Here is a 13,649-nt window from a genome sequence, read left to right as displayed (position 1 = left end):
CACACAAAGGAAGATGATTATATGGTAAGTTCCATATGGCAAAAGCATACAAACATTATCATATGAAAAAGAGGATTACAATAATGAATTCGCCGGTTGATGTGCTAACAATGAAGGAAACCCTTCATTTAATTGATGATTCGATTCGCGATAAAAAGCCGATACAGCACATTGTGGTAAATGCGGCCAAATTGGTTCACATGCAAACCGATACCGAACTATATAAATCGGTGGTAGCCAGCGATATTATTAATGCCGATGGAATGGCAGTTGTTTGGGCTGCAAAATTATTAGGAGAACACTTGCCCGAAAGAGTGTCCGGGGTCGATCTCATGCAGGAGTTGGTTATTTTGGCGGCGGAGAAAAAGTATAAAATATTTTTCTTCGGCGGAAAAGAAGAGGTAGTATCCGAAGTAGTTCGAAAATACAGCTCTGTTTTTGGTGAAGAAATAATTGCCGGTTTCCGAAATGGTTATTTTAACAAGGAGCAAGAGGAAGGTATTGCAGAACAAATAGCAACATCGAATGCCGATATTTTATTCGTAGCAATTAGTTCTCCAACCAAAGAGATTTTTTTAAATACCTACAAAGAGAAACTAAAAGTGCCTTTTATAATGGGGGTTGGTGGCTCGTTTGATGTGGTGGCCGGAAAAGTAAAAAGAGCTCCCCTTTGGATGCAAAATTGGGGCTTGGAATGGTTTTACCGCTTCCTGCAAGAACCCGGGAGAATGTGGAAAAGATATTTAATTACCAATTCACTATTTCTCTACTACATATTCAAAGAACGAATTAAAAAATTCTTCAGATAAAAAGAGTTCACAGGTAATAATTGACCAACCAACAATTAGCTAAGTACCTGTTTCTCTAAGTATAAATTCACTTTAAAACCATAAAACCATGATTAAAGGAAGAGAACAAACCCTTGCCCGTTTAAGTACGCTCATGCAGGTAGGTTTATCCGTTGCCTGTTATTGGGTGGTCGCTTGGGCAGTTAACACTTTTTTAAGGCCGGTTAGTATCGCTATTCACGATAACAATACAATTTACCTGCTGATTATAGCTATTTGGTACACCCTGATTAAGGAGCTGAATTTGGGAAAAATGCTTCGTGTAAAAACTTATTCCGAATTGTTTGCAGAATATTTCGCATTGGTGGTTATAAGTTCAGGATTACTTTATTTAGGAAGCTTATTCTTAATCGATTCTGTACCAACTCTTATTTTAGCCTTGTTTGCATGTTTAAATCTGATAATGCTTTTTGGCTTTCGGATGCTAAGTTATCGGATATTTAAATTGTTAAGAGGGAAAGGTTATAATACTCGAAATGTTTTAATTGTTGCCGACGATGAATCCTATCTGCATTTTATCGATAGAATGCTTTTTATTCGCGATTGGGGGTACAATGTTTGGGCAATTATGTCCGACGGAAAGCAAATAAAAACAAAATATGAATCGCATGTTCGGGTATTACACGAACATTTTCAACTTAGCGAAATTATCGATGCCAACGTGGTGGATGAAGTGATTTACTGCAAAGGAAAATTTGATAACGAGGAAGTTCGGGCATTAATTTATGCTTGTTCCGAAGTGGGAGTCACCTTTCGTGTTTATTCTGAATTATTAAGTGTTGTAAGTAAACAATCGCATCTTACTTATTTTAAGGAGTTGCCATTTTTAACTTTTTCCAATACTACAAAAAATTACTTTGCACTAAAGGTAAAGGAACTACTCGATTTTCTATTCTCATTTTTTATAGTAGTGTTGATATCACCTGTCTTATTGGCTATTGCGGTGGCAATAAAAATTGAAGATGGCGGTTCCATTTTTTTCCGTCAAAAGCGAGTAGGCTTAAATGGACGTATTTTCGATTGTTTAAAATTTCGAACTATGGTCGAAAATGCTGAAGCCTTACGGGTAAAACTGGAAAACCTGAATGAACAATCGGGACCGGTATTTAAAATTAAGAACGATCCAAGAGTAACTCGGGTAGGTAGGTTTCTTCGGAAAACCTCTTTGGATGAGTTGCCACAATTCTTTAATGTTTTAAAGGGCGAAATGTCGATTGTGGGCCCTCGTCCACCAATTCCTTCCGAAGTGCAACAATATAAACGTTGGCAACGCCGCCGATTAAGTATGAAACCGGGAATTACCTGTATTTGGCAAGTGTCTGGCCGTAATAATATTCCGTTCGAAGAATGGATGAAACTAGATATGCTTTATATCGACACCTGGTCGTTAAAACTGGATTTAATGCTATTTCTCAGCACCATTAAAGTTGTGTTCACTGGTGAGGGGCAATAGAATAATCTATATCAATTAATACGAGTATCAATAAAAAACCAAGACCATGAAAAAGATTTATTTATTTCTGATGAGCCTCATTCTTGTGATCAGTATTAGTTCCTGTCGTTCGGAAAAGGACTTAGTTTACCTTCAGGATACCGAAGCAGAAGTATTGGCGGCCGAATTTACCACCAGTGTTCCCGAATATCGGATAAAAACAAACGATAACCTTTTTGTAAGTATTAAGTCCCTAAATCCAGAAGTGAACCAATTGTATAATCCAGCTCAAAGCATTGGAGGCCAGGGCGGTGTTCAGCAATTGTATAGCCAGCAATCCGATCAGTATTTAAATGGATATCAGGTAGATTCGAATGGCAATATTGCCTTGCCAATTTTAGGACATGTGGGGATCGCCGGATTAAGTCAAACAGAAGCACAAGCCAAGGTTCAGGAGCGTGCAGACGAATATTTAAAAGATGCCAGTGTAAAAGTAAAACTGCTGAATTACAAAGTTAGTGTGATGGGTGAAGTTGCAACTCCGGGCGTTTATTACAATTATAATAGTAGCTTAACGGTATTGGAAGCAATTAGTATGGCAAATGGAATTACCGATTATGCGAAAATAGACCGGGTTTTGGTAATGCGAACTTCTGGGACACAAAGCGAAACATTTCGTTTGAATTTAACAAAGAAGGACTTTTTAAAATCGGAGGCATTCTTTTTGCAACCCAACGATGTGGTTTATGTCGAACCTCATAAAATTAAAAATACGAATATGAATTCTGCCATTTATAGCTTGTTACTATCAACAGTATCAACGGCAGTTTTGATAACAAGTTTAATTATTCGATAAAGATTCTGCGAATCTTAAAAAGGGCTCTATGAAACGTCCATGTATAAAGCTTTCTACACACAGGGAGATGATTATCAGGGAGATGATTATATGGTAAGTTCGATATGGCAAAGACATAAAATTGTAATCATATGAAACGTCCATGTACAAAGCTTTCTACACACAGGGAGATGATTATTCCAGGATGGTAAGTTCCATATGGCAACTAAAAAACAAATTATAATCATATGAAACGTCCATGTACAAAGCTTTCTACACACAGGGAGATGATTATTCCAGGATGGTAAGTTCCATATGGCAACTAAAAAACAAATTATAATCATATGAAATATGTGGATGATGTAATGGACTATTTTGATAAAAAAGATGGTCCGGATGTGAAGGAATTTCTTTATCGTCTTTTGTCGCAATGGAAGTTGTTTGCGGTATGTGGAGTTATGGGGATTCTTCTGGCTTATTTTATAAGCAAATATTCTACTCCAGTTTACATGATGAGAAGTTCTCTTTTGATTCATGTTGATGCAGAGGAAACTAATGCACAAAGTATGTTCGATGGTTACAGAATCCAAGAAAAAGGCAACATACAAAATCATTTGGAAATACTTAAATCCTATACCATCAATCGCAAGGCAATGCGAAATTTGGCTTGGAATCAATCTTGGTATAAAAAGCAATTATTTTCCAACAAAGGCTTATATCGAAAAGAACCATTTGAAGTACAGCAATTAGATGGAGATAATATTTGCGACCTGCCAATCTCAATTGTTCAGGTAGATGCTCAAACTTACCGCATAAAAGTGGATGGAAAGGCAGATTACAAAGGCGATGAGGTGCACGTTAAATTCGAGGAGACAGTGTTTTTCGACCGACCATTTAAAAATAAATATTTTCATTTTTTAATTAAGCAGAAGGAAACTGGTATTGATAAGCATGAAAATTATTATTTCGTGTTTAACGATTTAGATGTGCTAACTCTGAAATATATGGAGAGCATGACCATAAGTGTTGCGGAGAAAAAAGCGGAATTGATACATCTTCGAATTGATGATTCGGAACCTGAAAGAGGCGTAGACTATTTAAATGAACTAAACTGGGTTTATATTCAATTTGGTTTGATCGAAAAAAATAAAAAATCGGAGAGTACCGTACGTTTTATCGATTCTCAATTGGAAGGAATCGTTGATTCGCTTCAAATGGCCGGTCAAAGTGTTACTAATTTCAGATCGAGAAACAGAATTGTTGATTTGGGACAGGAAGCTGGTGTGATTGTTGCCAAAGTGGAGGAATTGGAAAATCAGTTGTCTAGAGCTCAAATTTCTTTGGATTACTATAAAAATCTCTTGCGTAATTTGGACGATGTAAATCAAATGAAACAAGTTATTGCACCTTCCATTACTGGGATAACCGATCCTTCATTAGATGCCTTAGTGGCTAAGTTGACCGATTTGTATGGGAAACGTGAGGTGCTTTCGTACAGTGTTCAGGATAAAAATCCGAGCTTACTTATTATGAATAAGGAAATTCAGCTTATTCAGCAAAGTCTAGAGGAGAACCTTCAAAGCATGGTTGCAAACTCTCGAATTGAAGTGCAAAGTTTAAGTGCAAGAATGGAGACGGTTCGAGAGCAATTGGCCCGAATGCCAAAGCACGAGCAAAAACTTGTAAGCATGAAAAGAAACTTCGATTTAAACAACGAGCTGTATACTTTTCTACTTAAAAAGCGTGCCGAAGCTGCAATTGCTAAAGCTTCTAATGTGTCCGATTCACAAATAATTGATCCGGCCCGACTGGCAACTATCGTTAAAACAAAACCTAAAACAGCTATTAATTTGCTGATTGGTATGTTTTTAGGTGTTGGTCTTCCGTTTTTAATTATCATTTTAAAAGAGTTTTTTAATGATAACATTCAGAATAAGGAAGAAGTGATGAAGAAGACACAGTTACCTATGTTGGGAACAATTGCTCACAATAAATACAGCGAAGCGGTTCCAGTGTTTTATCATCCTCGATCGGCTATATCCGAGTCGTTTCGAAGCTTGCGGACTAATTTAAGTTATGTATTGCCAAATACTTCCACTAAAATTGTAGGAATTCATTCTACAATACCCGAAGAAGGAAAATCTTTCGCAACGGTTAATTTGGCTACTATTGTTGCAATGAATAATAAGAAGGTTTTAGTGATTGGTGCCGATTTGCGCAAGCCAAAAATCGAAATTGCATTCGATTTGGATAATACGCTTGGATTAAGCACCTACTTAATTAATCATAGCAAGAGTAGTGAGATTATTCAGACAACATACATTAAAAATCTTCATTGTGTTACCTCTGGACCTGTTCCTCCAAATCCGGCAGAACTGTTGGAAAATGGCAGGTTCGAGAAATTTTTAGAGGAGATGAATGGAAAGTACGATTATATTTTTATCGATAATGCACCTCTTTCCATGGTAACCGATGGAATCATTACAGGTAAATCTATGGATGCTAATTTATTTGTTCTTCGCCAGGGATTTAGTCATCGCGGGCAAATAGATTTTGTGAATCAATTGGCAGCTAAAGGCACTTTATCTAACGTTTCGTTGGTGTTAAATGATGTTGTTATGAATGGTTATCAATCCAATTCGTTACGAAGTTTGAGTGGAAACGGTTATTATTACGAAGATAGCTCGCCAGGAATTGTTCGGCGGTTTTGGGAAAAGCTTTCCAGTAATTAACATAGAAAAAATAAATGGCCTGAATCACAATTCGGGCCATTTTTGTTCGTTAATCATTCATATAGAATAAAATAATTCTATATTTATAGAACAGATTGACACCTAATTATTTCCTTTATGATTATTGCAGTAGATTTTGATGGCACGATAGTACAACATAAATATCCAGAAATAGGAAGCGAGATTCCTTTTGCTATTGAAAGTCTGATTGCTCTGCAAAAGGAAGGACACCAACTTATTTTATGGACTTACCGAACCGAAGAAATGCTTTTTGAAGCTGTTGATTATTGTGAAAAAAGAGGTTTGGAATTTTATGCGGTAAACAGTAATTATCCCGAAGAGGAGTTTGACGATACGGTGAGTCGAAAAATATATGCTGATTTATATATCGATGATCGTAATTTTGGTGGCTTACCAGAGTGGGAAGTCATATTCAGAGACATTTCAACACAAAATTTAGTTTTGGAAAAAGAATCCAAAACTAAAAAAGTGCTCACTCGTTTTCTCGATAAATTTTTTGGAGATTAGTCTGCCTTAGTTTTTTTTGCACATAAAAATAACCAGTCTTAAGCTTTGTTTGTTGAATACAAACTAGTAAGAAACCTGAATTTTAACTTTCTTCTTTTTAATCAGTTCGTTTTTCAATTTACGTGCTAATTTTTCCCCTATTCCTCTTTTTACAGCAACAAACGAGGAGTGATCCAAAACATCAATTTTTCCCAATTCGTCTTTTCTTAAGTTTCCTACCTTACAAAAGAACCCAACCAAGTCAATTTTGTTTATTTTCTCTTTTTTCCCAAGACAAATATAAAGAGTCTCCCATTCCGGTTCAGCTGGCAATGGCAAGTCATCCTTTAGTTCTAAAATTTCAATATCCTCAGGAATAAATTCAGGAGGTGTTTCCTCCTGAGCAAGCACTAAATAGGAGGTTCCTTCGGCATTCATTCTGGCTGTTCGTCCGTTTCTATGTATAAATGCTTCTTCCACTCTTGGTAACTGGTAGTGAATCACATTCTTAATTTCAGGAATATCCAATCCTCTCGAAGCAAGGTCGGTTACAATAAGCAGATGGTGACTCCCATTTCTGAATTTGAGAAGAGCTCTTTCTCTATCGTCCTGTTCCAATCCTCCATGAAAAACATCACATTGTATGCCTTCGTTTAAAAAATGCTTTCCAATTCGTTCTACCGCTTCGCGGTGATTACAAAATACCAGACTTGGCTGATTTCCTAAATGACAAACCAATTGAAATAGAGTCGCTAATTTATCTTTTTCCACCGATATCACCTTCTTTTGATCCAAGGCAATTGGCTTTGCATTCGGAATAAAATCCAATTCTATTAGTGAATTTAGTTTCGCAAAAGCAGGAATCTCAATTTTGTTGGTGGCAGAGGTAAGCACCTTTTTTATTTTGTAGGGAAGTGCTTGTGTTACTTCCATCATTTCTTTCTGAAAACCTAATTCAAGCGATTTATCGAACTCATCCAAAATTAAGGTTTTGATATTTCTACAATCAAAATTTCCTCTGCGAATATGATCGGCTATTCGTCCAGGAGTACCAATAAGAACTGCAGGAGGAGTTTTTAAATTGTTTTTTTCGGTTGACATCGGATGCCCGCCATAGCAACAATTCACTTTAAAATCAGTACCCATGCTTTTAAAAACACTCTCTATTTGCAAAGAAAGTTCTCGGGCAGGAGTTAGTATTAAGGTTTGAACGGCATCTGTTTCAGGATCTAATGCTGCAAGCATGGGTAATAAAAACGCCAATGTTTTTCCCGATCCTGTTGGGGATATTAGAAGCAGATCGCTATTTTTTGCATAAGCTTTTCCACATTCTTTTTGCATCTCATTCAATTCCTGAATCGATAGCTTCTCTAAAATCTTTTTAGTATCCATATTTTTTGCTTGCATGGCGCAAAGGTAACAAAAACTCGATGCTAGAAAGTTTGGGAACTATAATTGTTGTTTATTACTTACAATTATCTTAACTTTTAATAACATAAGGAAAGTGAATGTTGAGTCGGTTATGCTTAGTGTCGAATAAGGGGGGATAAAAATAGTCAATATAGATATGTATAAAGAAGCGATGTATAGAATCGAAGTGATTAATTTAGCGGGTGAGATTGTGTATTTAAATTTAGATTCAAAGAATCAGTTTTGTATAGACGCATTACCCGCTAATTTGCCTGATGATGTTTATTTGGTTCGAATAAGTGGTGAAGATGAGTATTTCTATGAGAAATTAATTCTGCATCAGGAATTTTAGGCATTTTATCATTATGAAACGTCCATGTATAAAACTTTCTACATACAGGGAGATGATTATTCCAGCATGGTAAGTTCCATATGGCAAAAACATAAAATACTAATCATATGAAACGTCCATGTATAAAACTTTCCACACACAGGGAGATGATTATTCCAGCATGGTAAGTTCCATATGGCAAAAACATAAAATACTAATCATATGAAATAGAGTTTTTTGATTTTTTTTCAAGATCGAAATTTGTAGGTTTGTGAAACAAATCATATTACTTCAGACTTGTTATACGATATTAGAAATAAACATACACACTCGTATAATGCCGATAGATATCTAAAACACAGTCGTAAACGAAGTGAAAAGAATGTGTAATTTTAGATACTAATCGGTATTACGATGCAAGGAAAAAAGCTACTCTCTTTCTATCAGAAACAAAAAAAAATAACGGAACTAAGAAGTCTTCTGCCACAGCTTTTTGTGGACGATAAGTTGGATGTTCAGAAGTTAAAAATTTATTTGGGAAAAGAGCATTATCAAGAGGAATCGAATTATGCCTTAACATGGTTTGGAAAGGGAAATTCGATACCGCAAGCAGGTGATTATGAGGAGATCAAATTGGTTTTCGACAAAGTAAAATCGCTTCGGCCAAAAACAACCCGAAATAAGTTGATAGAAGGAGATAATTTAGACGTGTTGTGCTTGTTGCAGAAAGAATACGTTGGAAAAATTAAATTGATTTATATCGATCCGCCATACAATACGGGCAATGATTTTGCTTATAACGATCGCTTTAAAATTAGCCAGAATCAATACCTCGATTTTTTAAACGATTCGGGAATTGAGAGAGTTGATTCTAGTCTGAAAAATCAAATTGAAAGTGGCGAAATTCATACCAATTGGTTAAACATGATTTATCCGCGTATTGTATTAGCTAAGCAACTGTTAACCGCTGATGGAACCATAGCTATTTCTATTGATGAAAGTGAAAAAGCAAATGTACAAGTGATTTGTAATGAGGTTTTTGGAGAGGATAATTTTGTAGGCTGTTTTGTGTGGGTAAATCGGTCGAATTCATCCCTTACAAGCAATTTATTTGCCACTAATCACGAATACATCTTACTTTACGCTAAGGATGCAAAAAAAGTTAAACTAAAAGGCGAGGGCAAAGATTTATCCAATTATTCCAATCCCGATTGTGATCCAAAAGGCGATTGGATCTCCGATAATCCTTCGGCAGCCAGTGGTAATTCCAATTCTCGTTTTACGATCATTAATCCTTTTACAAAAGAAGAATATCTGCCACCAGTAGGGCGATATTGGGCTTTTTCAGAAAACCGGGTGCAGGAATGGTTTGCTTCCGGAAAATTGATATTCCCCAAAGAAAAAGGCAAACGGTTTCTCCTGAAAAAATACAAATCGGAACTAAAAAGTCTCTATAATTCCATTTCTTCCATTATTACTGATATACCAACCAGTAAAGGAACCCGGGAGCTGAAAGACCTATATGCAGAAGGACTGCCTTTTAAGTATCCAAAACCAACCGATTTGCTACTTCTTCTTTTGGAGCAATTAAGCGAGGCGGAGGATATCATTTTGGATCTGTTTGCTGGTTCTGCATCCATGGCTCATGCTATCTTTAAAGGGAACGAAAAACAGACATTTAACCGATCTTTTATCTGCACTCAGAATATAGAATTAGTAAAGGAGGATTCGGATGCATTTCGAATGGGGTTTTCTACTATTTCGGATCTTGCTAGAGATAGAATTATTCGAGCGGGAAAGCTATATCCGAAGGTTGATACCGGGTTTCGCTTTTATAAAGTTGAGAAGTAAAAAAAAACAAAGGAATTTTGCACCTAATATAGATTTTAGTCGGCTTTTAATTTCTGTAAGGCTTTCGCCGATAGGAAGCTACAGAAAGACTTTGCTAAAGCGACGAAAATAGATATATTTTATAAAGTAGATATTGAAAATCTAATTTAGTTTTTATACTTTCGAAATAGATTAATCAAATATGCAACACACATATTTGCAGATATTTAAATACTTACACAACAACAATATAACAAAACAACAATGACTAAAATGAAGGCGCTTGTAAAATCCAAAGCTGAAAAAGGTTTGTGGATGAAAGAAGTCGATGTTCCTAAAATAGGAGTGAACGATGTTCTTGTGAAAATTAGAAAAACGGCAATTTGCGGTACCGATTTGCACATTTATAAATGGGATGAATGGGCACAAAATACCATTAAAACGGGTATGATTATCGGACACGAATATGTTGGCGAAGTTGCAGAGTTAGGAGCGGGAGTTACTGGTTTTAAAATTGGCGATCGTGTAACTGGTGAGGGACATATTGCCTGCGGACACTGTCGTAACTGTAGACGTGGACGTAAGCATGTGTGTGAAAATACCGTTGGAATTGGGGTGAATATCGATGGTATTTTTGCAGAATATGCAGCTATTCCTTCATCAAATCTCATGAAAATGAGTGATAAAATCGATGATGAGTTGCTCGCAATTATGGATCCGTTCGGAAATGCAACACACACCACTCTTTCATGGCCAATTATTGGGGAAGATGTTTTGGTTACTGGTGCAGGATTAATTGGTAGCATGTGTGTAGCAATTGCAAAATTTGCAGGTGCCAGATATGTAGTTGCGACAGAAACCAATCCTTACAGAATAGAATTGGCAAAGAAAATGGGTGCCGATCGTGTTATTAATCCGCTAACAGAGAACCTTGATGACGCAATTAAAGAATTGGGAATGATTGGTTTTGATATAGGACTAGAATGTTCGGGAGCACCGGCCGCTTTTGGCGATATGGTTTCTCACATGTACAACTCAGGTAAAATTTCTCTTTTGGGTATTTTGCCAGCCCAAACCAAAGTAAATTGGAACAATATTATTTTTAAAGGTCTTCAGTTGAAAGGAATTTACGGACGCGAGATGTACGAAACATGGTACCAAATGGAGCAGATGTTGATGAGTGGATTAGATTTATCTCCAATGATTTCTCATCGATTCAAAGCATCCGAATTTCAAAAAGGATTTGATATCATGGAAGAAGGAAATTGTGGAAAAGTGATTCTCGATTGGGAATAAATCATTTTAAAATATAGTTAAAGCTCAGGTATTCCCTGAGCTTTTTTTTTATCATCTAAAGTTGGTGATGTTTCAGTTGGAGGCAACAAGATCGATGGAGAAATTATAACAGAACTTACTATAAAATAATTAGTTATTTGAAGAAAGATTGGTAGTGAAACTAGTTCTGTTGGAGCAGGTTATTTTCATTCCTTTAGGATAAGAATATTATTTTATTGTGTTTATAGTGTTGCAATTTTAATTCAATTTTATTTTGAATTTTTTTTCAAGATATCTATGATATTCCAAAATCCTAAATATATTTGTGTTCTAACCACACAAATATGACTTCTGACCAAAGTATACTTAATAATATCCGTAATGGAGAAGATAAAGCGTTAAGTCTTTTATTTTCAAGATATTACAAACCTTTAGTTTTGTTTTCCAATGCTTATTTAAATGATATTCATACTGCAGAAGATATTGTTCAGGAACAATTTGTTAAGTTTTGGAATAATAAATTATACAATAAGCTACATACAAATTCATTAAGCACATACTTATTTACTTTAGTAAAAAATGCTTCCTTAAATCATATTAAGAAAATTGATGTACTTGCAGGTTCTGCCGGATTTTCTCATTGGGATATTGCTGAAGAAGAAGCCAAACAAATAGCCGAAGAAGGTATCAATAAGGTAAAAGAAGCTTTAAATGAACTGCCAGAGAAAACTCGTTTGGTGGTGGAGTGTATCATGATTCAAAAAATGAAATACAAAGAGGCAGCAGAAGAACTCGATGTTTCAATCAATACTGTAAAAACACTGCTTAAAATTGGGACACAAAAATTGAAAGAGAGCCTTAAAAATCACAAAGATCTTTTTTATCTTTTTTTCATGTAATATCGAAATAAGTATTTTCACTATCTATTCTCGCAAAAAATCTTTATTCTTCATCGAGAATATTGTATTAATTAACTCCATTTATTCTTCTATTGAAGTACTGACTTAATTTTTAGGTACATTCAAAACAGCCGTATTGCTAGGTTTTAGTTTTTTTTTATAAAAAACATTCATTTTTATTCACCCTTTTTTTACTATTTTTTGTTTCACTAACAAATCAAAAAATGCGATGACACCAAAAGAGGATACTTTACTAGACATTCTAGACTATTTAAAAGGGGAAGCTTCCGAAGAACAAATCGAAAATCTTCAGGAATGGTTAACTCTCGATAGTGATAATAAAAAGACTTATCGAGAGATTGTACAAAATTATTACCGAATGAACAACGTTCGGAATTGGGATCAAATAAACGAGTTTGAAGCCAAAAGAAAAGTGGAAGAGAAATTAATTGCCAAACGAAAGTTTCCTTATTGGTCGATTGCTGCCAGTGTTGTTTTACTAATTGGATTAAGTGTTACCTTATTGCTTTCAGATTATAGTAAGGAAGAACAAGTAGCTAAAACAATTCTAATTGAACCAGGAAAAAAAGGTGCAGAGTTAATATTATCCACTGGCGAACGTGTTCAGATAATGAGCACACAAAAATTATTAAAGGAGACAAATGGTGCTTTGGTTCAAGTAGATTCATTGGCGGGAGTTGTATATGAAAGTAAAGAAATTAGTAGTAAGGAATTAATTTACAACACGATTAAAGTAGCTCGTGGACAGGAATTTAATTTGCAATTAGCCGATGGAACTAAGGTTTGGCTGAATGCAGATTCGGAATTAAGATATCCTGTTCAGTTTGTAGAAAATACTAGAAAAGTATATTTAAAAGGAGAGGCATATTTCGAAGTAGCTCATAATAGAGAGAAAGCATTTATTGTGAATTCGTTTCAGCAGGATATTAAGGTGTATGGAACAAAATTCAATGTGAATGCATATAATAGGAATTTGATTCAAACAGTACTGGTAGAAGGAAGTGTTGGTGTAAGCATGGAGAATTTGAATAAAGAACAGAGAATGATTCCAGGTGATTTACTAACTGCCAATGCAGTAAGCAATAGTATGATTACTAAAAAGGTTGATGTTTACCCATATATAGCTTGGAAAGATGGCAATTTTTTATTTCAGAACGAAAGTGTCGAAGAAATCATGTTGCGACTGGAAAGATGGTATAATGTGAAAGTTTTCTTTGAAGATAATAGCGCCAGAGGAGTACTATTTTCCGGTGATATGAAACGATATACCAAGATTGATAAACTCTTGTATTTTATGGAAAAATCTTCCAATATGAGATTTACCATTAACGACGATGTAATCATTGTAAAATCTAAATAAAAAAGCGGAAAGTTCTGCAAAAACTTTCCGCTGAATTAACTCTAGAATAAATATCTGCAAAATATTTATTCAATTTATTAACTCGTAAGAACCCAAATTTATGAAAAAAAACAACCAATTAAGTTGTTTCCCTACCTGGAAATGGCTAAAAATCTTACTGAAAATGAAA

Annotated in this window: 11 protein-coding genes; 10 read left to right on the top strand and 1 reads right to left on the bottom strand. The window is 35.3% G+C overall.

Annotation, left to right across the window (positions count from 1 at the left end; all coding sequences use genetic code 11):
- Positions 1 to 62 precede the first annotated feature (62 nt).
- From BZG02_RS10070 to BZG02_RS10050, 5 genes are all read left to right on the top strand, one after another.
- Positions 63 to 809 (top strand): WecB/TagA/CpsF family glycosyltransferase, encoded by a 747-nt coding sequence (locus tag BZG02_RS10070; protein WP_101261451.1) that lies wholly within the window; start codon positions 63 to 65, stop codon positions 807 to 809.
- Positions 810 to 897: 88 nt separating this feature from the next.
- Entirely contained in the window at positions 898 to 2,301 is a 1,404-nt protein-coding gene (locus BZG02_RS10065; protein ID WP_101261304.1) for a sugar transferase, read from the top strand.
- Positions 2,302 to 2,347: 46 nt separating this feature from the next.
- On the top strand, positions 2,348 to 3,136 hold the full coding sequence (locus BZG02_RS10060) for a polysaccharide biosynthesis/export family protein (protein WP_101261303.1): 789 nt from the start codon (positions 2,348 to 2,350) through the stop codon (positions 3,134 to 3,136).
- Positions 3,137 to 3,459: 323 nt separating this feature from the next.
- Entirely contained in the window at positions 3,460 to 5,847 is a 2,388-nt protein-coding gene (locus tag BZG02_RS10055; RefSeq protein ID WP_101261302.1) for a GumC family protein, read from the top strand.
- 117 nt (positions 5,848 to 5,964) lie between these two features.
- Entirely contained in the window at positions 5,965 to 6,375 is a 411-nt protein-coding gene (locus tag BZG02_RS10050; protein WP_101261301.1) for a BT0820 family HAD-type phosphatase, read from the top strand.
- Positions 6,376 to 6,438: 63 nt separating this feature from the next.
- Here BZG02_RS10050 and BZG02_RS10045 read toward each other — a convergent pair whose 3' ends face one another.
- Entirely contained in the window at positions 6,439 to 7,746 is a 1,308-nt protein-coding gene (locus BZG02_RS10045) for a DEAD/DEAH box helicase (RefSeq protein ID WP_101261450.1), read from the bottom strand.
- A gap of 190 nt (positions 7,747 to 7,936) precedes the next feature.
- On the opposite strand from BZG02_RS10045, the gene BZG02_RS10040 reads away from it, so the two are divergent.
- The 5 genes from BZG02_RS10040 to BZG02_RS10020 all read left to right on the top strand — a co-directional run bounded on the left by BZG02_RS10040 (position 7,937) and on the right by BZG02_RS10020 (position 13,480).
- On the top strand, positions 7,937 to 8,116 hold the full coding sequence (locus BZG02_RS10040) for a T9SS type A sorting domain-containing protein (RefSeq protein ID WP_143470448.1): 180 nt from the start codon (positions 7,937 to 7,939) through the stop codon (positions 8,114 to 8,116).
- A gap of 393 nt (positions 8,117 to 8,509) precedes the next feature.
- Entirely contained in the window at positions 8,510 to 9,946 is a 1,437-nt protein-coding gene (locus tag BZG02_RS10035; RefSeq protein WP_101261299.1) for a site-specific DNA-methyltransferase, read from the top strand.
- Between the two features lie 243 nt (positions 9,947 to 10,189).
- On the top strand, positions 10,190 to 11,221 hold the full coding sequence (tdh, locus tag BZG02_RS10030; RefSeq protein WP_245868078.1) for an L-threonine 3-dehydrogenase: 1,032 nt from the start codon (positions 10,190 to 10,192) through the stop codon (positions 11,219 to 11,221).
- Positions 11,222 to 11,544: 323 nt separating this feature from the next.
- The gene (locus BZG02_RS10025) at positions 11,545 to 12,099 is read left to right on the top strand and encodes an RNA polymerase sigma factor (RefSeq protein WP_101261298.1); all 555 of its coding nucleotides are present in this window, start codon (positions 11,545 to 11,547) and stop codon (positions 12,097 to 12,099) included.
- A gap of 229 nt (positions 12,100 to 12,328) precedes the next feature.
- Positions 12,329 to 13,480 carry a FecR family protein gene (locus BZG02_RS10020; RefSeq protein ID WP_101261297.1) on the top strand — a complete coding sequence of 384 codons (1,152 nt, stop codon included), beginning with the start codon at positions 12,329 to 12,331 and terminating at the stop codon, positions 13,478 to 13,480.
- Positions 13,481 to 13,649 lie beyond the last annotated feature (169 nt).

This window comes from Labilibaculum filiforme (genome assembly GCF_002843315.1).
Classification (GTDB): Bacteria; Bacteroidota; Bacteroidia; order Bacteroidales; family Marinifilaceae; genus Labilibaculum; species Labilibaculum filiforme.
The sequence above is the reverse complement of the archived record's forward strand: the minus strand, read 5'-3'. Positions and strand labels throughout refer to the sequence as shown.

What these genes read in the sequence shown, in the direction of transcription:
- BZG02_RS10040 (WP_143470448.1), top strand. Translation starts at nt 7,937, where the DNA reads ATGTATAGAATCGAAGTGATTAATTTAGCGGGTGAGATTGTGTATTTA.
- BZG02_RS10020 (WP_101261297.1), top strand. Translation starts at nt 12,329, where the DNA reads ATGACACCAAAAGAGGATACTTTACTAGACATTCTAGACTATTTAAAA.
- BZG02_RS10055 (WP_101261302.1), top strand. Translation starts at nt 3,460, where the DNA reads ATGAAATATGTGGATGATGTAATGGACTATTTTGATAAAAAAGATGGT.
- BZG02_RS10045 (WP_101261450.1), bottom strand. Translation starts at nt 7,746, where the DNA reads ATGGATACTAAAAAGATTTTAGAGAAGCTATCGATTCAGGAATTGAAT.
- BZG02_RS10065 (WP_101261304.1), top strand. Translation starts at nt 898, where the DNA reads ATGATTAAAGGAAGAGAACAAACCCTTGCCCGTTTAAGTACGCTCATG.
- BZG02_RS10060 (WP_101261303.1), top strand. Translation starts at nt 2,348, where the DNA reads ATGAAAAAGATTTATTTATTTCTGATGAGCCTCATTCTTGTGATCAGT.
- BZG02_RS10025 (WP_101261298.1), top strand. Translation starts at nt 11,545, where the DNA reads ATGACTTCTGACCAAAGTATACTTAATAATATCCGTAATGGAGAAGAT.
- BZG02_RS10050 (WP_101261301.1), top strand. Translation starts at nt 5,965, where the DNA reads ATGATTATTGCAGTAGATTTTGATGGCACGATAGTACAACATAAATAT.
- tdh (WP_245868078.1), top strand. Translation starts at nt 10,190, where the DNA reads ATGACTAAAATGAAGGCGCTTGTAAAATCCAAAGCTGAAAAAGGTTTG.
- BZG02_RS10070 (WP_101261451.1), top strand. Translation starts at nt 63, where the DNA reads ATGAAAAAGAGGATTACAATAATGAATTCGCCGGTTGATGTGCTAACA.
- BZG02_RS10035 (WP_101261299.1), top strand. Translation starts at nt 8,510, where the DNA reads ATGCAAGGAAAAAAGCTACTCTCTTTCTATCAGAAACAAAAAAAAATA.